Here is a 19,447-nt window from a genome sequence, read left to right as displayed (position 1 = left end):
ATCCTAGGACAGAGATAAGAAGGAGGTAATAAGCTATGGAAAGCAGGACAGGAGCTCTCGTAGAGCTCTCCGACCAGCTTGCGGACCTGGTGGAGTTCGCTGGAGGCTGGGTGGTGAAGGTGGACGCACGTTCAGGCCACCCAGCTTCCGGTATTATATGGTCCGGCGATGGCAGGATAGTCACCGCCGATCACGCCATCCAGCGTGAGGAGGACATCAGCGTGACGCTGGCCGACGGCGCTACCCACAGGGCCAGGGTGGTGGCGCGCGATCCCGGCTCGGACCTGGCGTTGCTGACGGTGGACGTCAATGGGCTGCCCACTCCGGAGATCGCCCAACGCACCGACGTCCATGTGGGCAACATAGTGCTCGCGCTGGGGAGGCCCGGTGGCCTGATGGCCTCCTTTGGCGTGGTGAGCGCCGTGGGCGGCAGGTGGCGCACGGCCACTGGGGGCATGCTGGACGCTTACGTACGCAGCGACGCCATGCTGTACTCCGGCTTCTCAGGGGGGCCGTTGGTGGATGTCAGGGGGAGATTAGTGGCGATCAACAGCTGGACGATCAGCCGGGGAGCGGGCTTTGCAGTGCCAGCTTTCGTGGCCAGCAAGCTGATAGAAGCCTTGGCCACCGGGGGCATCAAGAGGGGTTACCTTGGCATAGCCACGCAGCCGGTACCCATCGCCGATGTGCTGCGCTCCCGCCTAGGTATAGGCCAGCGCTCGGCGCTCATGCTGGTGAACGTGGAGCCAGGATCACCTGCAGACGCAGCCGGCCTCGTGATGGGTGACGTGCTACTGTCGTTCGATGGCGTCGAGCTGCACGGTCCCGAAGATCTGCAAGCGCTGTTGACCGCTGACAGGATAGGGCGCCCGGTGCCCACCAAGCTGCTGCGCGGGGGCCAGCTGATGGAGGTATCCGTCACGCCAGGGGAAAGGAGCTAGCCATGGAGGAGAACGTGAGTCCAAGAGCGTTGGCGGCATCCGTGGATGCCGCCAACGTGGCAAGACAGTTACTCGAATCGATCGTGCTCATCAGATCCCATCATGGGGTAGGCTCCGGAGTCGTTTGGCGCCCCAATGGCCTGATCTTGACCAATAGCCACGTCGTGCCTCAAGCCGAGGTGGAGGTACAACTACGGTCCGGCGATAGACTAAAGGCCAGCGTGGTAGCACGAGACGAGTCGCTGGATCTGGCAGCGCTGGCGATCCCCTCCAGGGACCTGCCGAGCGCTCCAGTGGGCGACTCAAGCCAAGTCAGGGTAGGGCAGCTAGTCCTGGCCGCAGGGTTTCCCCTGGGTGTAAAAGACGTCGTAACCGCAGGAATAGTTACCTCCGTGGGGCCGGTGAGCATGTTCCGCAGCCGCAGACCCTTCATCCAGTCAGACGTCTCGCTCGTGCCTGGCAACTCGGGTGGCCCTCTGGCCGATGCCAGAGGGCGTGTGATAGGCATAAACTCGATGGTGATCAGCCCGGGGTTGTCCCTCGCGATCCCCTCCGCCGAGGCGCAAGCCTTCTTGGCAAGCACCTTTAGGCCCAGGGCAGTGATAGGTGTACGCCTGGTGGAGACACCGATTGGAGGTGGCATGGTAGTAGGGGTGGAAAGCGGGAGCTCGGCTGAGCGCGCTGGGATAAGGCGATACGATGTGCTACTTGCTATCAACAACCGCAAGGTGGACAGCTTGGAGGACGTCGCAAGCGTGCTTGGGAGTGCGGGGGCCTCGCCAATTGAGCTACGCATCCTCCGAGATGGGCAGGTGTTGACGATCGAGCTCGTTCCCGACCTGCGATCTGCAGCCTGAGGTGCCACATGGTCAGGGTGGGCATAGTGTCTCCTTATCCAGCCCTTCGTGCCGGGATAAGAGCCATGCTGGCCAGCGAGGCCGACCTAGAGGTGGTAGCCGAAGGGGAGAGCCTGGCGAGCGTTCTATCCGTGGGGGTGGATGTGCTCCTGTTGGACTCACCAGAGGGGGGTAGTCCGCCGGAAGGCGCTGGAGCACTGGTGATCTTGAGCGACAGGCTGGAGCACGCCCTGTTGGGAACTGGCATGCCAGTAGGGTTTCTGCTGCGCGATGCCTCTGCTGAGGAGTTGGCCGCCGCCGTCAGAGCGGTCGCCAGCGGGCTCTCCGTGCTCTCCCCCGCGTTGGCCACTCAGATAGCGCGCCGTGAAGTGGAGGAAGTCCCCCTCACGGCGCGCGAGATCGAGGTGCTAGCTCTCATGGCCGATGGCCTGCCGAACAAGGCCATAGCCGCCCGATTGGGGATAAGCGAACACACCGTCAAGTTTCATGTGGGCTCCATCCTCGCCAAGCTCGGTGCCTCTAGTCGTGCCGAGGCCGTGGCCATAGCCGCTCGTAAAGGAATCCTATTCCTATAACATAGCTTACTTGGCTCCCGCGCGTTGACTCTCATATACGATGGCGGTGCTATCATAGACGTCTATGGGCGGTAACGCAAATGAGGGTTCTCTATGTTAAGTCGAATCAACATTCTGTGGCCAATGATCCCTTCCACCACACCCTAGATATAGCGGCGAGGTCGCTGGGCGTAAAACCAAGGACACTCATACATGATCCCGCTCAGAACATTCGAAGCGGGGCGGCCCTTCTAGCTATGTATGAGCGGCATTTGGTGGGAGCAACACCATCCGGTCCCTCCAAGTGGTACGGGGCCGTGGCCAAGTACAGCGGCTCGGACGTGCTGCAGGCTGCGAAGGCATCTGCTGATGAAGTCTACGCTACGATCAATCAAGGAGCCGGGCACATCCTCACCAACGGCCAAGTGGTTTACCTGCACGCCAAACACGCAGCGCCCGACCGCAGCACATTACGAGGGCTTGGACTACGTAACCCACACCGGCGGCGTAGAGTGCCCTCCTGGTCCGGCATGTCAGTTCGTGCCAGCTTTGTACCAGCAGTTCTCAGATGATCCATCGGACTAAGGCAACTACGATCTGGCCAACCGACCGGCCGATGGTCTCAAGATACGGTACATCATCCACGATACAGAAGGCTCCTACGAAAGCGCTTTAGGGACATTCACCACGCCGAGCTACGTTAGCGCTCACTACCTCATCAGACCCTCTGATGGCTTCGTCACCCAGCTGGTGCGCACAAAGGATGTTACCTGGCAAGCGGCCAACTTCGTGTACCTGCACACAGCGCCTAGTTTCGATGCTCCCCTAATCAGCGATCCAGCCCTACATCCTGACGGTTCTCCTGGTACTGCACTCGCATACGACTGGGGGGCGACAAGGCAGTGATAGGCCAGCAGTTCTATCTAGCTGAGCAGAGGGGAGATTGGAGCGCGGTCTACTACAGAGGCATCAAGGCCTGGTTGTATAATCCCAGAAGCCATCCCGTGGCTGTGCCTAGTCATGGTGCCTTGATAACACCTAGGAGTGGTAAGACCTCTATCCAAGTATATGGGGCAGCTTACCCATCTCCTGCGGACTACGCGGCCGATGGAGTGCCTGTGGCTCTACCCTTATGCCACCACTATTCCGCTGGACAGGTCTACGTAGCTTGGGGGCAGGTGCGCGCTCAGGACTACTACGCCGTGACGTTCAACTCCCCGCAGGACTATAAAGTGGTGGAGAACGGTTCTACCTTATATCGTTCAACCATAGGATCGCCTTCGTGCGAGCTGAAGATGTGGTAGTGCTTTCCTGGAGATGACGGAAACGATAAGACATCACGTGTAAAACGGGTCTACGAACGCATGGCCCCAAGTTACGATAGGTTCATGCTGTGGCTGGAAAGGTGGTTATTACGCGGCGCTAGGCGGGAGCTATGCGCGTGGGCCATGTTGACGTGCTAGAGGTGGCGGTAGGCACAGGGCTGAACCTGCAGTACTATCCCACTGATACACGCAGCCCAAGCATGCTAGATATAGCTCAGCAACGAGCGCATGAACTGGGTAGAAGCGTGGACCTGCGATTGGGTGATGCCCAACATCTTGATTTCCCCGATGAGTCGTACGATGCCGTCGTCTTCTCGCTGGCCCTCTGCACTATTCCTGACCCTGTCAAGGCACTAGCAGAATCAGGGAGGGTGCTTCGTCCTGGTGGGCTTCTACTCCTCCTGGAGCACGTGCGCAGCCGGGTCATCATCGTACGTGTTGTTCAAACGCTACTTGAGCCGTTTGCGGTGCGCTTGTGGGACGACCACCTGCTACGGGATCCCCTGGATCACCTAGGAAGCTTCGTCGTGGAAAGTGTGGAACGTAGGGCCCTCGGAGTAATCGAGCTTGTACTGGCGCGCAAGCCCTGGTGAACCCTAGTATGTGCTACCCCCAATCCTGGATGGCCCCTCCTAACGGCGAGCGTGTAGTGCTCCGGCCGCTGCCATAGACGGCTGACTAGAGAGTCGCTGCTGTGGAGATGGCTACCTCCGCATAGACGCCTGGTAGATGTACGCACGTGCCGCGTCGTGGTAGCTCTCCGCTAGCAGTGGGCGATCAGCGGCTGGTAGGCCCCCGAGGTCTAGCTGTCATAGGGCAAACTGGACCTTAGACCAGTTAGCTATTAGCAGATGGATGTCGTCGTGGGCTTGTAAGAGGTGTACGACATATCGTGGTCGTACGCTCGATCCCCTGGAGCATCATACAAAGGTGTGCGTGCGATGCGTTAGGCTAAGTGCCTAGAGCTTGATAGCCTCAAGCACGCAGTGCAGAGGTATGTCCTTGATCCATGGCTGAGAAGCTGTCTTCACAAACACCTCGCTAGGCTCTGGCTCCTCCAAAGCTGTTACAGCCAGTCCAGCAGCTCGTATAGCGCGGAAGTACCAAGATAGTGGACGATGGTAAGCTTCAGTCTCCCACAGCTCTCCGTTGGGGCCGTGCCAGGGCACCATCGAGGTCTGCAGCTGCCTATAACTCCTGACCTTGCGCCACACGATCTGCTCAGCGCCCACCAACTCTATCTGCCAACCAGAGCGGCCCCAGATGTCGAAACAGGGGTGAGATAGGCTTGCCACGAACCTACCACCAGATCGCAGCACACGAGCGGCCTCGTGTATAGCTACATCGGCGCGCTCTATATCCATTAGCGCCATGTTGCTCACGACGAGGTCGAAGCTGTTTGAGTTCAAGATAGAAAGGTTGCTGGCATCTGCCACGTGGTAGACGACGCCCAGAGCTGATACCTCCTCATGCCAGCGGGCTCGTTTGACCATAGCTGCGGAGGCATCCACTCCAGTTACCTTCGCCCCAGCGCGTGCCAACTTACAACTTATGTAGCCGTTGCCACAACACAGATCCAGGACATCCAACCCCGCCACATCCCCCACCACCCCGAGCAGCGTGGGATCTATCAATTCGCGATGCCACAGGTCGCCTTTATCCCCCTGCTTCTCGTCGTACCAAGCGGCCATGGCGTCCCAAGAGCTTGCCATCTTTTCCACCTCCAAGGAGAGATGATACTCACACAGGATAGCAGATCAAGATCACGTGTGTTAGGATCGCCCACTGTTCGCCGTAAGGCTGTAGAGCGTCAAGCTTAGACGGCGCCCAAATACTAACTTGACCTGGATGTCACGGATGGCTATCATGGCACTCAACCTTGAGATATGTTGGGCGTGGTCCCTAGGGCATCGATACATCAAGAGTCGAGGATTCAATAGCATGAAGAAGTTGTATGTTACCACGGGGATAGCAATCACGGCTGGAGCGGTTGCGGTAGCTGCGTTGAAGGTACGTAGCAACCCATCAGCCTGCCCTTATAACCAGCGGTTTGTCCTGGATCTTCCCAGACCGTTCATCTCGCGCAGCAGGCTACAACACCTACTGGATCCTGCTCCAGGACAGCAGCTGCTCGAGGTGGGAGCGGGTACTGGCTACTACTCCCTAAGCGTCGCTCAGCTGATACAACCCGAAGGTGTGCTTCACGTGCTGGACATCCAACAGGAGATGCTTGATCTGCTGATGCGCCGAGCTGAGGAGCACAAAGTTAGCAACATCTTACCCACTCAGGGGGATGCTCAGAAGCTGCCCTATCCCGACGACAGCTTCGATGGAGCTTACCTAGTAGCCACTCTAGGAGAAGTGGGCGATAAGGCAATGGCTATAAGGGAGCTGCGGAGAGTGCTTAGACCCGGAGGCAGACTGGTGGTGGGGGAAAGCATACCTGATCCCCACATGGTTGGCCTAAGTACTTTGCGCGAGCTTGCAGCAGCAACGGGCTTCACGTTCGAGCGCAGCCTAGGCCATAGATTAGGATATCTCGCAAGCTTTCGATCTGAAGGTTAGATCTGTCTTCTCACCCTACCGCCGTCGTGCGGCCGCAGGGCCGTACTCGATGCCGCCTGCATGCGGTGCATCGGAGGCCAGAAAACCTCTTGGATGACGGGCCGTGATGTCGGAGGGCGCCTCGCTGGCTGAGCTCATCTAGAACCACCACGTGCTTGCGAGGTGTACAGCGCACGCACGTACAAATAATGCGGGCAGCGTACAAGCAACTGCTATCTAAGTGATAGATATTTAACTCGCGTGCGAGACTAGAGTTATATCTAGCCACGAGCCGTTGCGTGGATCTATAATCTCGAGTAAAGTCGCAAGGAGGCAGCAGCTTGTACGTCTGTAATCCCATCAATATCAGCTATAGGTACCAGTTCCACAGAGTGCCCAACAGTGAGCTATGCACGGTGTGCAGGGAGGCCGCCGACCCCTCGCTAGTGCTCTTTCAGGGGCGCTACTACCTTTTCCCCTCCATGACCATGGGTTTCTTGGTGAGCGACGATCTGGTGCACTGGGAATTCCATCGCCTCGAAGGCATGCCCGTCTACGACTATGCCCCTGACGTGCGGGTCATCGGGGAATACCTGTACTTCTCAGCCTCCCACCGCACCAAACCCTGCTCTTTCTATAGGACTAAGGACCCCATAAACGAGGGCTTCGAAGAGATCCAGGGCTCGTTCCCCTTTTGGGATCCTAACCTCTTCGTGGACGACGACGGCAGGATCTATTTCTACTGGGGCTGCTCCAACCAGACACCTATATACGGGGTGGAGCTCGACCCAGCTACCATGAGGCCCAAGGGGGAGCCGGTGGAGCTCATATTCGGAGACTACGCCACCAAGGGCTACGAGAGGAAGGGAGAGGATCACAGGCTACTGACCCCTGAGGAGATAGAAGCGGCAGTGCAGAGGCTGCTGAGCACGATGCCCGACCTCCCAGCGGCAAGCGTCGAGGGGCTGCGCAAGTTCATGGGCAACGACCCTTTTATAGAGGGCGCTTGGATGGACAAGTTCGATGGTAGATATTACCTCCAGTACGCCTCTCCTGGCACCGAGTACAACATATACTCCGATGCCGTCTACGTGTCGGATCACCCTTTAGGCCCGTTCACATTGGCAGATAACAACCCATTCTCGTACAAGCCTGGCGGGTTCATCCCCGGTGCTGGTCATGGCTCGACACTCAGGGATAAGCACGGGAACCTCTGGCATGCTGCCACCATGCGCATCAGCGTTAATCACCCCTTTGAGAGGCGCCTGGGGCTATGGCCTGCCGGCATAGACGAGGATGGCGAGCTGTTCTGCAATCAGAGGTACGGCGACTGGCCTATGAGGATGGAGCAGGGTAGGATGGATCCCTGGCGTGCCCCGGAGTGGATGCTGCTGTCGTACCGCAAGCCAGCCAGGGCGTCATCTTTTGAGGTGGGGAAGGAACCTGCCAATGCTACCGATGAGAACGTACAGACCTGGTGGCGAGCGGCCTCCAATGATCCCGGAGAATGGCTGGAGGTCGGCCTGATGGAGGTGTGCGACGTGCACGCTATCCAGATCAATTTCGCAGATGACCACCTGATGTTGCCCCTGCCCGAGAGCGCCCATGTACCTGAAGGTTACGATAGGTGGTTGGACGATCGCAGTCACCACACACGCTGGCTGTTGGAAGGATCATTAGATGGCCAGCAGTACTTCGTGATCGAGGACAAGAGGCAGGCGAAAACCGACTTGCCCCACGACCTCGTGGTGAGCGAAGAGGGCCTGAGAGCACGCTACATCCGATGCACGGTCGTCGAGCTGCCGCACCAGCAACAAGCTTGCATCTCTGGCCTGAGAGTGTTCGGCAGAGGGCAGGGGACCCCTCCAGCTGTAACTCCGGCAGTGCGAGCCAAGATCGAAGGAGACCTAGACCTGCTAGTGAGCTGGGAAGAGGACGGCGCGGTGGGGCACAACGTGCTGTGGGGGCATGCCCCCCACAAGCTGTACCATAGCTGTATGGTATTGGGGAAGAACGAGGTCAAGATAGGTGCGCTCGTCAAAGGACAGCCCGTGTACGTGCGCGTGGACGCTTTCAACGAGGTGGGCATCACGGAGGGCGAGGTGCTGCCGGTGAGGAGCTGAGATCCCTTTAGGGCCAACTCCCGTTGGAGAAGTGGGGCGAGAAGTCCCTGACACGCCCCCTAGGCCATACGCCTAGATAACGTGCGGGCCGAGCCCATCCGTGCGCTGGCGGGTGTAGCGGACTCAGCCTGATGGTACGGTGGCTTGCTTGAACTCATCGTACACTAGCCTACGTGCTTCTGTATCAAATGTGACCAGACCCATGGTGGAGATGCCGTTTAGATCTCGATTGTACGTCATGCGCTCCTTGTAGTCCTTGAGCAGCCAGAAGGTGTAGCCCGCCATGTAGCTCAGTCGACAGGTATCCGTTACCTGCTGCCAGTGGGCTCGGAACTTGGCGGCATGCCACTCCTCGGTACCAGCCTCGTCGGCGGATCCATGGTTGCCGTATATGGACCACGTGCCGTTCTCAGTTATCAGGATGGGCTTCTCAGGATAAGTTGAATGCACAGCATCCAACACTGGACCGAGATCCGAATCCTGTCCGTAGAAGTACCCGAAGTATTCATTGAAGCCTATGACGTCTGCAAGATCAAATGCAGGATCCCAACTACTGGAGGAGGCCCACGTCACTGGCCTGCCTTGTATATCTAGCGCCTTGACAGCGTCCTTCATGTCCTTGATCCAGCTACGGTATACCTGAGTGTCCTGCCATATCTGCGACTCGTTCTGCAGACACCATATGATCACGGAGGGGTTGTTCATCTGGTTCCAAACCATCATCATCGCGAGGGCCCTGGAAAGGCCGTATTCCAACTGCAGGGCCTCCTGGGCTGTATCCAGCCACATGTTGTCTATATCATCTAATACGAACAATCCTCTGGAATCGGCAAATGCGTACACATAAGGGTGTCGATTGTACACGCAGTTGCGCACGAAGTTGGCCCCAGCATCTAGCACTAGCTGGAGCTCGCGGTCGTAATCAGCCATGGTCATGGATCTACCTCGCTCAGCGGTCTCCTCATGCCAGTTGACTCCCTTGAGGAACACTGGGTGATGATTCACACGAAGTTGGGCATCGACCACATCCACCCTGCGCATGCCGTAGTTGACCGTGAGGCTGTCTTCCAACTTATGGTGTGAGTGTAAGTTGTTCAATAACCAAGCTTCCAGGCGATATAGCACTGGATCACTAGGCTTCCACCATCTCGCACTCGGGATATCGAACTCAAAAGCGACGACTCGGGTCTGACCTGGGGCCACCTTTACCTCCTTTGATTTAGGAGCAGCCCCTGTGGCTGGGCCTGGGCTGACGCACAACAGCCTGGTAATAGGGTGGCAACCGTAGTTATGGAGGACGACCCTTACATCAAGCTTGAAGTCTGATGCGGCGGCGAGCAACTTCACGATACTGAGAGGGGCAACAGCCTCGATGTAGACATCCCTGGTAATGCCAGCATATGGCCAGTAATCCACGGGCTTGTAGGGTAGTTCCCTGTCATCGGTCACCGGAGTAGGATTGGTAACCACAGGATCGTATGAACTCCACCACCTGCGACGAAACACACGCACGGCTATGAGCGCGGTCCGTCCGGGCCGGACGTACCTGGAGATATCAAGAGCAAAAGGTGTGTGACCTCCTTCATGCACACCTATTAGGTGTCCGTTGACGTACACCCATGCCCTGTAGCTCACGCCAAGAAAATGTATCCGAACAGCCTTGTGCTTCCAGCCCGCAGGTACATGCACGCGCTTTCTGTACCAAGCGTATCCATCGTAGAACGCAGTCCCTTGACCGTATCTACGGCCATCGTAGGTACCGAAGTCGGGAGTATCGTACAGATCCCACGGCAACGGGACCTCTACCTGCCTCCAATCGGAGTCGTCATAACAGGGAGAGTACCACCTATGTGCCATGCCCTCATCTTCAGGATCGAACCGGAACCTCCAAGTGCCGTTGAGATCGATATAGCCTCTACTAGCCTCCCGATGCTGCCAGGTATCGAACGAGGGCACTGGAAGACCATACTGAAACAGCACGCTCGTGCCATCGATGCGTCTTATGTGAGTATCCATTGGCTCTCGTGGGCTATCGGCCTGGCTTGTTCTAAACATAAGCCTTGGCAACGCCATGAAGGCTACCGCCGCGGCAGCAGAAGAGCGTAGGAATAAACGTCTCGAGAACCTGTGCTGGACTTGCATGCTTTCCTCCTATGGGAATTGCAGGCCGCGCCGCAGGGTATGCATATATTATATATAAGAACGGCTCCGTGATGAACCTACATGCCTCCCAACGCATCTAAGTGCTTACAGCAACACCGCTTATAAGCAGGCTGCCGTGAGCCGGCACGACGAGCTCGACTCCGTGCCTGCTTAGATCCTCGCCGCTTGCCTCCCAAGCTCGATCGCCATCTACATCGTGCAGCAAGTACCTCTGATCACGAGATAGGCCTTGTGGTATCACCCTGAGGCTGCAGGTTTGCCCTGAGGCTCGAAAAGCCAGCAGGGCGAACCTGCTCGCATCCGGGGCAGAGAGCTGCCAGACGTCCCACTCCTCGTGCCAAGGAGAGGTCAACAGGTACCTACGGCCGGCGAGCAGGGGCCTTATGACCGCCTTGTACTCCGACACAGCTCGGGAGAGCTGCTCGATCTCCTCCGCATCCCAACTACCTAGATGTGTGGACACGCCGAAGGCCCCGCACATCCTGCTGCGGCACTCGTAGGCACCTCCGCGGTCGAGGACCCAGGTGTTCAGCCACCGGAGCGGCAGGAAGTACCCCGCCCCCTGCGCGTGTTGGCGGCAGCTTGCGGCCCTGTAAGTATAGTCCGAGAGCCACTGTGCGTGGGTATACCGCAGCATCCCGAGATCTGCCCGATGCCCTCCGCTGGCGCAGTTCTCGATAACCAACCCGGGGCAAACGCGGCGTATCTCTGATAGCACGCGATAGAGACCGAGCGTGTGGGCGTAATGGCCGTCGCCGGATTGGTGGCCGTGGTCCGGGTTATTGCAGCCGGGCCCATAGCCCATGTTGTAGTCCCATTTGAGCCAATCCACACCGTACTCCTGTACCACCCTGATGATCTCGCGCGACATCCATTCTTGAGCATCGGGGTTGCCCAGGCAGAGATGGCCGGCCACCTCATCTCCCCAGGTGCGTGTTATGGGGATCCCGTCGCGGGTGGCCAGCCAGTCCGGGTGCTGAGAGGCCAAACTGCCCTGCATGTCCACCCTCTCCGGCTCCACCCAAAGGCCGAAGCGCATCCCCATAGACCTAACGCGGTCGCCGAAGGATCGCAGCCCCGAAGGGAACTTGCTGCGATCTTCGACCCAATTGCCCCAGCCGGAGACGTAGGATTCGGGACGGCGTCCGGCGAACCAGCCGTCATCGATGACGAACACCTCGCACCCAACCTTCGCTGCTAGCTCGGCCTCAGCCATCAGCCTGCCCTCATCTATGTCCCCCTCGTAGGCGTACCAGTGGTTGTACTGCACCCAGGGCCAATCCTCAGGCACGGACGGCGCTAGGTGATGGCGTTGCCACTCATGCAGCTCATGGGAAGCGTCGTCCAAGCCACCGGTGAAACCCCACAGGATGGCAACCGGGAGGTGCAGAGTCCCCCCGGGAGGCAGGACATGCTCGAAGTTGCGCAATCCCAGGACCACCCGCACGCCCCCGGCGACGTGAGCCGCAGTCATTTGCCAGTGACCAGACCAAAGCATCGCTCCCGCTATGCCGCGGTCACCTGCCTGCAGCGCGAACCAGGGTATGAAGTCCCCGGTGGACCTACCATCTTCGGCAGATGTGTAGGCTCTCGGGCGCGATAGGGCACGTCCCAGGTCATCTAACGTCCATAGCGCGTACCCCCTTGGGGGAAGACCGTCATCGTAGGCGCCTCCTCGGAGCACGCTGAACGTAGCCTCCGACGAGGGCCTGCAGGTGATATATAGGGAGGCAGGGTTGCTGATCGACACCGGCCCGTCGCCGAAGTTTCGTAACCGCGTCTCCCAGGCCACGACCGCAGTACCTGGGTACAGCCTCAATGTTATATCCACCATGAGGGTAGTGTCGGCGATGCGACCCAACAGCCTGAGGGCCTGCTCACCAGAGGGCTCGACCAGCGTCTGTCCCTGCACCTGGCATATCTCGTAGGACAGGGCACCATCAGAGCTTCCAAAGACAGGGCTGGGATGGGGATCCCAGCCCTGGGTAGCACAGGTCAAGCGCGTGAGGCGGAGCAAGCCGCCTGCGTCTGTATCCAGTCCAAAGGTCAGGTGGTCGTTGCCTATCTCGTAGCTCCCATGATCATCGTCAGCCCTGGCCCATATCTTGGCACGTGCGTCTGCAGGCATCAGCATCTCCTCAGGAGACCTTGCCGGTCTTCAGGAGGTTCTCCAGCTTGGGTCTAACCTCCTTCATGGCGTCGGCCGCGGTCTTGTCGCCTCGGAGGACGGCGTCCCAGGCAGGATTGAACACGTCTCGAAACTCCACGACGTACCCTCCAAAGTACTTACCCATCTTGTCGCCTGGGGTGCGTAGGATGCTTTGATCGAGCTGGTCGAGGAACACCTGCTTGTGCTCGGGCGGCACCTTGGGGTTGAGAAACACCTCGCTGTTGGCCAGCTTCTTTAGCGGGGGCACGCTCTGCCCAAGCTCGGCGACGATCTTCTGACCGTCCTCGGAGCAGCAGAAGGATATCCACTTCCAAGCGGCTTCTTTGTTCTTAGCCGCGGATGTCATGGCAAGGGGGGAATACCAGCCAGTGGACACCCTGACTTTACCCTTGGGGAAAGGCGCGACGTCCCACTCGAACTTGGCATCCCGGTAGCGCACCATCGCCCACACACCGTCGAACACCATGGCTACGTTGCCGCTCAGGAAGGATATCTGCCCCTGCTGCTGGAACTGCGGGCTAGGAGATATGTAGTGCTTCACACCCAAGTCGGCCACGAACTGCAGGCCCTCAGCAGCCGCGGGCTCGTCGAGGGGGACCTTACCATCTTTGGTGATCACCTCTCCACCGTTGCCCCAAACCCACAGCCACGGCACCCAAGAGGCTTGAGGGTCGAAGGCGTACTGCTTGATGCGTCTGGGGTCAAAGCCTGGATCCCCTGGGTGCTTGCCGTTGCGATCCAATGTGAGCTTGCGGCCGTACTCCAGCAGCTGGTCCCAGGTTATGGGCTCCTCGGGGCTCAGAGGTGGAATGCCGGCCTGCTTGAAGAGGTCCTTGTTGTAGAACATCGCCATAGAGCCCCCGTCGTACGGTAGGCCGTAGGTCTTGCCCTCGTACTCCGAGGTGTACCATGCTATGGGCAGGTAGTCCTCCTTGTCGAACCTGCTGTCGTTGGCAATGAAGCTGTCCAGCGGCTCGAGCGCTCCAGCCCTGATCGAGGACGTGATGGTGCAGTCGCACTCGAACAGGCAGTCGGGTGGGGTGCCGCTGGCGAGCTTCAGCTGAAACTTCTGGTAGAAGTCTCCCGGTACCTCCTCTATCTGGACGGTGATGCTAGGCTCGCGCTTTTGGAACTCATCACGCAGCCTGCGGAACACCTTGAAGATCGCCTCGTCGCCCCGGGCGAAGAAGTTTACCGTGCCGCTGGCGGACCCTCCGCTGGGGGCCGCGGAAGCGGCTGGGGAGCTGCCTGCAGGGGCCGTGGGTCTAGTATTCCCTTGACCTCCAGATCCCCCGCAGGCGCTGAACACCAGGGCCGCACCAAGAGCGCCCACCTGCCTAAGGAAATGTCTGCGACCGTAGCTAACTGTCATCATATGCCTCCTATGTTATGCTTTGATGCCCGTTAGGACTATGCCTTCAATGAAGGTGCGCTGTGCCAGGAAGAACAACAAGATGATGGGAGCTATCATGATCACGGAGACGGCCATCACCAGATGAGTCATGTCGCGGCCCCACTGCAACCCCTGCAGGGCCGCCAGGCCGAGCGCCAGGGTCCGCTTGTCGGCTGAGGAGAGGTACACCAGGGGGCCAAAGAAGTCGTTCCAGTGCGACAGGAAGGAGAAGATAGTTACCACAGCCAACGCGGGTTTGGATAGGGGTAGGATAATGCGGGTGAAGATCACCCAGGAGCTGGCACCATCGATCCTGGCGGACTCATCTAGCTCCAGCGGGATGGTTCGGAAGAACTGTCGCAGCAAGAAGATAAAGAAGGCTCCTCCCCCGAACCAGTAGGGCACGATCAGCGGCAGGAAGGTATCCAGCCAGTGCAGGGCCTTGAACAAGATGAACGTGGGGATGAGCGTGACCGTGTAGGGCACCATGATGGTGGCTAAGATCACCGCGAACACTAGGTCTCCGCCAGGCCACCTTAGGCGAGCGAAGGCATAGGCGCTCATCGCCGACGTAACTACCTGCCCGATCATCGCCAGGAAGGTGATCGTCAGGGTGTTGCGCAGGTACTGCAGGAACGGCAGGGCCGACAGCACCTCTGTGTAATTCTCCCACCTTGGAGGGTTAGGTATCCATTCTGGGGGCAGCACGAATATCTCGTTGGGACCCTTGAGCGAGCTGCTAACCAGCCAGGCAAACGGCAGCATCATCAGCACGCCGCCCACGGTTAGGCAGAAGTAGGCCACAGCTTGGCTGATGGCGTGGCGGGCCCTCTTGCCGAGGCGCACGCCGCGCTGGGCTTGGGCATAGGAATCTGCTGTGCTTGTTCTAGCTGTGCTCATAGCATCACCCCGCTCTCTCCGCTTCGTAGTACACCCATCTGTGCTGCAGCCTGAACATCAACCAGGTCAGCACGACGATGATCAGGAACAGCACCCAAGATAGAGCTGCCGCGTACCCCACCTTGAAGTATTGGAAGGCGTTTCGGTAGAGATACACCATGTAGAACAGCGCCGAGTCGCTGGGCCCCGCGCTGCCGCTGCCCGTGGGAGTGTAGATGAGGTACACGATCGTGAACACCTGGAAAGAGTTTATGATACCTAGTATCAGATTGAAGAATATGATGGGGGACATCATCGGCACGGTTATATGCCGGAACTTGTGCCAGAAGTTGGCGCCATCTATCTCCGCGGCCTCATATAAGTGGCTGGGTACCCCCTGTAATCCCGCCAGAAACACCAACATCGTGCTCCCCAGGCTCATCCACAGGCCGATCATCACCAGCGCGGGGATCGTCCACGTGGGGTCGATGAGCCAGCCAGGAGTGGGCAGGCCCAGGTTGCCCAGCATTATATTGAGCAAACCGAAGTCGCGGTTGAGGATCCACCTCCACAGCGCCGCCCCTGCGGCAGCGGGCACCAAGCTGGGCAAGTACCACACCGTGCGGTAGACGGCTATTCCCCTCACCTTCTGGTTCATGAGGACGGCCACCAGGAAGCTTAAGACAAGCGTGACCGGTATGCTGAACAAGCTGTAGTAGACCGTCGCCTTCAGCGAGGTGCGAAACAGCTGGTCCTCAAACAGCATCTGCCGATAGTTGCCCAACCCCACGAAGTGCGGGGGATTGATGATGTTGTACTCGGTGAAGCTTAGGTAGAAAGAGTAGATGATCGGGTAGGCCGTGAAAATCAGCAACCCCAGAATCGCCGGCCCCGCAAAAAGTAGGCCATCTATGCTCTCCCTGCCGCGCAGCCCCCTGAAGGGCCGTAACACACCATATCTAGCTGTAGCTCCTGCCATCTGTAAACTCTTCCTGCACTACATTTTGGCTAGAATCTAGCACAGTCTGATCGACATGTCAATACTTTATGATTTTTTATCTCAAAAACAATCATATTTATGATTATATTTATCCTAATCGATTGACAAGGCAGGGTATATGTAGTAATGTGAAGCCTAGACATCACCATCGTTGGAGGTTACCTTGGAAGATCTAAGAAGCGCCGGGATCGCCATCTCCGACTCCATGGTGCACAGGCTGGCTTATTCCCATGATGCTTGGCCTCTGGGGCTCAAGCAGGCCGTGACGGGGTATCCCTCCTGGGTACCGAGGGCGGTGGCTTGGCCCGAGAGCACGCAGCAGGTGTCCGTGCTGCTACGCTGGGCCAGCGCCCATGGCGTGCCGGTGGTGCCCTACGGAGGAGGCTCCGGCATAGTCGGAGGTGCCCTGGCGAACGAGTCGGCGGTTGTTGTGGACCTCAAGCGCATGGGTAGGTTGTTGGAGGTAGATAGAAGATCGATGCTCGTGCGCGCCCAGGCCGGTATCAGCGGACAGTACCTAGAGGACAGGCTGAGCGCCCAGGGCTTGACGCTGGGGCACTTCCCCCAATCCATCATGGCCTCCACGCTGGGGGGATGGCTTGCCCACAGGGCCGCGGGCGTGACCTCAACCCGCTATGGCAAGATCGAGGATATGGTGATAGCGCTGGAGGTCGTGCTTCCCTCCGGCGAGGTGGTGCGCACCCGCCAGGTACCTAGGGCCTCTACGGGCCCGGATCTTGACCAACTGTTCGTGGGCTCGGAGGGCTGCTTTGGGATAGTTACCGAGGCCACTCTGCAGGTGTACGCGGCCCCCGAGGTCCGTCGCTGGTGCAGCTACGTCGTGGAGGATTTCGAGAGGGGCCTTGAGGCCGTGCGGCTAGTGCTGCAGCGCGATCTCCGGCCGGCAATCGTGAGGTTGTACGACGCGACGGAGGCCAGCCCATTTCTGGAACCCTGGGGGCAGGCAGGCAGCTGCCTGCTCCTTTGGGGTTGCGAGGGATTTGATGACCAGGTGAGGTTGGAGCTGGCGCACATAGAGGCCAGCTGTGGATCTGTGGGGGCGATGGCGCTGGGAAGCGGCCCCGCCGAGCTCTGGTGGAGCAGGAGGTTCAACACCTTGGGACTTATCCGCCCACTCCTGGACCCGCTGGGAGTGGCGGATGCGCTAGAGGTGTCGGCCAGTTGGAGCCGCATCGGACAGATCTACGGGGCCATGCGTGCGGCGATGCTGGAGGCCGCCGGCGAGGGAGGCTCGGTCTACGGCCACCTCTCGCACGCCTATCGCTCCGGAGCCAACCTGTATATGATATTCTCGGCCAGGGCGAGGAATGAGTCCTTGGTGGAGCAGAAGTACTACGAAGTGTTGGCAGCGGCCTTCGAGGCATGTCTGTCCTTGGGAGGGAGCTTATCCCATCACCACGGCGTGGGGCTGGGCAAGGCGCGATGGCTCGAGCAAGAGTGGGGATCGACCGGGCTGCAGGTGTTGCACGCCGTCCAGAAGGCGCTAGATCCCGCAGGGATAATGAACCCTGGGAAGGGGCTGCACGCTAGCTGGGAGGCCGGAGATGCTAGATAAATACAAGGACGCGATCCTACGCAACGCCGCGGCGCACGAGCAGGACCTGTTCGCCACGCCTGAGGTGTGGGCCCTAGGTGATCACGCCCTTGCCGTATCCCGCAGGGCTCTCCTGCTGCGGCTCCTGCTTGAAGGCCACATAGGCTGGTCCAGGGAGCTGGCCGACGTGATCTACTCGGCGCTTACCGACGGCGCGGCGGCTGCTTTCTCGGTGTACGGCCACGGGGGCGATGCTCCTCCCGACGAGACGGCATACCTACGAGCGGCTAGGGCCGAGGCCGTGGCCGCGGGATGCGCTCCCGAGTACGTGCTGGCCATCAGGGAGGCTTACCTGACGGAGGGCACGCCCTGGGGGCAGCAGGAGGTGCACGCTCGCCCAGGAGAGGCCGTGCTCCTGGTGGACGCCTCTACCGTGGCGCTGGCGCCAGAGGTGGCGGAGGCCTGTAGGCGCGTGGTCCACAGGTTGTGCACGCAGGCCGGTGAGCTCGTGGGGGTCACAGCTGGATACGAGCTGTACGACCTCGGGCTGTGGGCCGAGGCCAAGGCTGCTGCGCGGGAGGTGGGGAGACAGCTGGAATCCCTTGGGGCTAAGCTGGTGATAGCTGATGCTGCCGAGACGGCCTACGCCTTGGGACGGCTCTACCCTCTGCTCGGGGTGGAGTTGGGATGCCGTGTGGTGCACGTCTCGCAATGGCTGTGCGAGGTCGAGGGCAGTTGGCACCCTCGCAAGCAGGGGGAATTGGTCACTTACCACGACTCCTCACGCCTAGGCCGAGGCCTGGGAGTATACGAATCCCCTCGCGAGCTCATATCCCGGACGGGAGCCCAGCTGCGCGAGATGCGCTACCGTCGCGAGCAGGCGTTGCCCTCCGGCCCCACCGTTGGGTACCCCTACCCGGCGGTCGCGGAGGAGATCGCGCGGCGCAGATTGGTGGAGGTGTTGGAGTCCGGGGCGGAGGTGGTGATCACCACTTCGGTCTACGCCCGCCGCAACCTCAGAGCTCCGGCGGGGACGCATGGGATACATGTACTGGATCTGGTAGAGTTCTTGCAAGATTGTGTTGAGAGGTGAGCAGATGGATGCGCGCACAGGCAAGAAGCTAAGGTTAGGCAAACTCTTCCGTCCCTCCAGTGGGCGTGCGATCGTGGTAGCTTACTCGCATGGTCTGTTGATGGGGCCTGTGGAGGGCATGGTCACTCTGGAGGAGATGCGGCAGACGGCGCGCGCGCTGCGGGGAGCCGAGGGGCTGATGGTCTCACCAGGCATGGTGAGCCACCTTGAGGAAGTGTTCATCGGGCCCGACGCCCCGGCGCTGGTGGTGCACCTGGATTGGCAGAACTTCAGTCGGGGTATCTTGCCATACCCAGAAGGCGTATCTGTGGCGCTGGCATCCATCGAGCAGGTGCTCGCTGCGGGGGCATCGGCGGTGATGACCTACATGTTCGTGGGACACGCCGATCCCCACGACGAGCAGGCCGAGATCGCCCGCAACGCGGCCATCTCCAGGGAGTGTGAGAGGCTGGGCTTACCCTTGATAATAGAGCCGCGCAGCGCCCGTGAGAAGGCTCATCCCGAGGACAAAACTGACACCCAAGTCCTTGCGATGTACGCGCGCATCGCTGCTGAGGTGGGGGCGGACGTGGTCAAGTGCATATACCCTGGCAGTCGCGAGTCCATGGCGGAGGTGGTGCGAGGATGTCCGGTACCGGTGCTGGTGGCCGGTGGTGTGAGAAAGGAGACCTTTCGCGAGGCCCTCGAGGTGGCCCACGAGTCATTGCTAGCTGGCTGTGGCGGGATCATGTTCGGCCGCAACATCTACCAGGCAGAGGACCCGGGACGTGCCCTGGAGGCCTTCCAGCAGGTAGTGCACGAGGGGATGAGCCCAGAAGAGGTGCTAGCTAACATGCAAGTGTGAGGTGAG

At 59.5% G+C, this 19,447-nt stretch carries 19 protein-coding genes; 12 read left to right on the top strand and 7 right to left on the bottom strand.

What is annotated here, in order from left to right; translation table 11 throughout:
• The first annotated feature begins 35 nt into the window (after positions 1-35).
• From N2245_RS00935 to N2245_RS00905, 7 genes are all read left to right on the top strand, one after another.
• Entirely contained in the window at positions 36-941 is a 906-nt protein-coding gene (locus N2245_RS00935) for a S1C family serine protease (protein WP_494534856.1), read from the top strand.
• A gap of 2 nt (positions 942-943) precedes the next feature.
• On the top strand, positions 944-1,798 hold the full coding sequence (locus N2245_RS00930) for a S1C family serine protease (protein WP_494534855.1): 855 nt from the start codon (positions 944-946) through the stop codon (positions 1,796-1,798).
• A gap of 8 nt (positions 1,799-1,806) precedes the next feature.
• On the top strand, positions 1,807-2,373 hold the full coding sequence (locus N2245_RS00925) for a response regulator transcription factor (protein WP_494534854.1): 567 nt from the start codon (positions 1,807-1,809) through the stop codon (positions 2,371-2,373).
• A gap of 80 nt (positions 2,374-2,453) precedes the next feature.
• A complete protein-coding gene (locus N2245_RS00920; protein WP_494534853.1) occupies positions 2,454-2,924 on the top strand; it encodes a lysozyme family protein in 471 nt (156 codons plus the stop codon).
• Between the two features lie 25 nt (positions 2,925-2,949).
• A complete protein-coding gene (locus N2245_RS00915) occupies positions 2,950-3,258 on the top strand; it encodes an N-acetylmuramoyl-L-alanine amidase (RefSeq protein WP_494534916.1) in 309 nt (102 codons plus the stop codon).
• On the top strand, positions 3,255-3,656 hold the full coding sequence (locus tag N2245_RS00910) for a hypothetical protein (RefSeq protein ID WP_494534852.1): 402 nt from the start codon (positions 3,255-3,257) through the stop codon (positions 3,654-3,656). The genes N2245_RS00915 and N2245_RS00910 overlap by 4 nt, the downstream gene beginning before the upstream one ends.
• Positions 3,657-3,787: 131 nt before the next feature.
• Complete coding sequence (locus N2245_RS00905; RefSeq protein WP_494534851.1) at positions 3,788-4,270, top strand: class I SAM-dependent methyltransferase; 483 nt, start codon at positions 3,788-3,790, stop codon at positions 4,268-4,270.
• Between the two features lie 366 nt (positions 4,271-4,636).
• On the opposite strand, the gene N2245_RS00900 is transcribed toward N2245_RS00905, so the two are convergent.
• The gene (locus tag N2245_RS00900) at positions 4,637-5,389 is read right to left on the bottom strand and encodes a class I SAM-dependent methyltransferase (protein WP_494534850.1); all 753 of its coding nucleotides are present in this window, start codon (positions 5,387-5,389) and stop codon (positions 4,637-4,639) included.
• 229 nt (positions 5,390-5,618) lie between these two features.
• Between N2245_RS00900 and N2245_RS00895 the strand changes: the two genes are divergently transcribed.
• The gene (locus N2245_RS00895) at positions 5,619-6,242 is read left to right on the top strand and encodes a class I SAM-dependent methyltransferase (RefSeq protein ID WP_494534849.1); all 624 of its coding nucleotides are present in this window, start codon (positions 5,619-5,621) and stop codon (positions 6,240-6,242) included.
• 15 nt (positions 6,243-6,257) lie between these two features.
• Here N2245_RS00895 and N2245_RS00890 read toward each other — a convergent pair whose 3' ends face one another.
• Positions 6,258-6,380: a hypothetical protein gene (locus N2245_RS00890; protein WP_494534848.1), complete on the bottom strand. Its 123-nt coding sequence runs from the start codon at positions 6,378-6,380 to the stop codon at positions 6,258-6,260.
• 182 nt (positions 6,381-6,562) lie between these two features.
• Here N2245_RS00890 and N2245_RS00885 point away from each other — a divergent pair, with 182 nt between their 5' ends.
• Positions 6,563-8,344 carry a family 43 glycosylhydrolase gene (locus N2245_RS00885; protein ID WP_494534847.1) on the top strand — a complete coding sequence of 594 codons (1,782 nt, stop codon included), beginning with the start codon at positions 6,563-6,565 and terminating at the stop codon, positions 8,342-8,344.
• A 123-nt stretch (positions 8,345-8,467) separates the two neighbouring features.
• On the opposite strand, the gene N2245_RS00880 is transcribed toward N2245_RS00885, so the two are convergent.
• The 5 genes from N2245_RS00880 to N2245_RS00860 form a co-directional block, all read right to left on the bottom strand.
• A complete protein-coding gene (locus tag N2245_RS00880; RefSeq protein WP_494534846.1) occupies positions 8,468-10,486 on the bottom strand; it encodes a glycoside hydrolase family 2 protein in 2,019 nt (672 codons plus the stop codon).
• Between the two features lie 97 nt (positions 10,487-10,583).
• Positions 10,584-12,635 carry a glycoside hydrolase family 36 protein gene (locus N2245_RS00875; protein ID WP_494534845.1) on the bottom strand — a complete coding sequence of 684 codons (2,052 nt, stop codon included), beginning with the start codon at positions 12,633-12,635 and terminating at the stop codon, positions 10,584-10,586.
• Positions 12,636-12,645: 10 nt separating this feature from the next.
• Positions 12,646-14,049: an ABC transporter substrate-binding protein gene (locus tag N2245_RS00870; protein ID WP_494534844.1), complete on the bottom strand. Its 1,404-nt coding sequence runs from the start codon at positions 14,047-14,049 to the stop codon at positions 12,646-12,648.
• A gap of 15 nt (positions 14,050-14,064) precedes the next feature.
• Positions 14,065-14,970 (bottom strand): carbohydrate ABC transporter permease, encoded by a 906-nt coding sequence (locus tag N2245_RS00865; protein WP_494534843.1) that lies wholly within the window; start codon positions 14,968-14,970, stop codon positions 14,065-14,067.
• A gap of 4 nt (positions 14,971-14,974) precedes the next feature.
• A complete protein-coding gene (locus N2245_RS00860) occupies positions 14,975-15,928 on the bottom strand; it encodes a carbohydrate ABC transporter permease (protein WP_494534842.1) in 954 nt (317 codons plus the stop codon).
• A 184-nt stretch (positions 15,929-16,112) separates the two neighbouring features.
• Here N2245_RS00860 and N2245_RS00855 point away from each other — a divergent pair, with 184 nt between their 5' ends.
• Genes N2245_RS00855 through N2245_RS00845 form a run of 3 tightly spaced genes read left to right on the top strand, consistent with a single transcriptional unit; the run spans position 16,113 to position 19,441 of the window.
• Positions 16,113-17,525 carry an FAD-binding oxidoreductase gene (locus tag N2245_RS00855; protein WP_494534841.1) on the top strand — a complete coding sequence of 471 codons (1,413 nt, stop codon included), beginning with the start codon at positions 16,113-16,115 and terminating at the stop codon, positions 17,523-17,525.
• On the top strand, positions 17,515-18,597 hold the full coding sequence (locus N2245_RS00850; RefSeq protein WP_494534840.1) for a (Fe-S)-binding protein: 1,083 nt from the start codon (positions 17,515-17,517) through the stop codon (positions 18,595-18,597). The genes N2245_RS00855 and N2245_RS00850 overlap by 11 nt, the downstream gene beginning before the upstream one ends.
• A gap of 4 nt (positions 18,598-18,601) precedes the next feature.
• A complete protein-coding gene (locus N2245_RS00845) occupies positions 18,602-19,441 on the top strand; it encodes a class I fructose-bisphosphate aldolase (protein WP_494534839.1) in 840 nt (279 codons plus the stop codon).
• Positions 19,442-19,447: the final 6 nt, after the last annotated feature.

The organism is Thermobaculum sp. T2p, assembly GCF_059335935.1.
Note: the sequence above shows the minus strand (reverse complement) of the source record. Positions and strands in the feature narration are given on the sequence as shown.

Bases quoted from the DNA above. Each gene is read 5' to 3' on its own strand.
- N2245_RS00895 (WP_494534849.1), top strand. From the start codon at position 5,619: ATGAAGAAGTTGTATGTTACCACGGGGATAGCAATCACGGCTGGAGCG.
- N2245_RS00925 (WP_494534854.1), top strand. From the start codon at position 1,807: ATGGTCAGGGTGGGCATAGTGTCTCCTTATCCAGCCCTTCGTGCCGGG.
- N2245_RS00880 (WP_494534846.1), bottom strand. From the start codon at position 10,486: ATGCAAGTCCAGCACAGGTTCTCGAGACGTTTATTCCTACGCTCTTCT.
- N2245_RS00900 (WP_494534850.1), bottom strand. From the start codon at position 5,389: ATGGCAAGCTCTTGGGACGCCATGGCCGCTTGGTACGACGAGAAGCAG.
- N2245_RS00905 (WP_494534851.1), top strand. From the start codon at position 3,788: ATGCGCGTGGGCCATGTTGACGTGCTAGAGGTGGCGGTAGGCACAGGG.
- N2245_RS00870 (WP_494534844.1), bottom strand. From the start codon at position 14,049: ATGACAGTTAGCTACGGTCGCAGACATTTCCTTAGGCAGGTGGGCGCT.
- N2245_RS00875 (WP_494534845.1), bottom strand. From the start codon at position 12,635: ATGCCTGCAGACGCACGTGCCAAGATATGGGCCAGGGCTGACGATGAT.
- N2245_RS00930 (WP_494534855.1), top strand. From the start codon at position 944: ATGGAGGAGAACGTGAGTCCAAGAGCGTTGGCGGCATCCGTGGATGCC.
- N2245_RS00935 (WP_494534856.1), top strand. From the start codon at position 36: ATGGAAAGCAGGACAGGAGCTCTCGTAGAGCTCTCCGACCAGCTTGCG.
- N2245_RS00890 (WP_494534848.1), bottom strand. From the start codon at position 6,380: ATGAGCTCAGCCAGCGAGGCGCCCTCCGACATCACGGCCCGTCATCCA.
- N2245_RS00865 (WP_494534843.1), bottom strand. From the start codon at position 14,970: ATGAGCACAGCTAGAACAAGCACAGCAGATTCCTATGCCCAAGCCCAG.
- N2245_RS00845 (WP_494534839.1), top strand. From the start codon at position 18,602: ATGGATGCGCGCACAGGCAAGAAGCTAAGGTTAGGCAAACTCTTCCGT.
- N2245_RS00860 (WP_494534842.1), bottom strand. From the start codon at position 15,928: ATGGCAGGAGCTACAGCTAGATATGGTGTGTTACGGCCCTTCAGGGGG.
- N2245_RS00920 (WP_494534853.1), top strand. From the start codon at position 2,454: ATGAGGGTTCTCTATGTTAAGTCGAATCAACATTCTGTGGCCAATGAT.
- N2245_RS00850 (WP_494534840.1), top strand. From the start codon at position 17,515: ATGCTAGATAAATACAAGGACGCGATCCTACGCAACGCCGCGGCGCAC.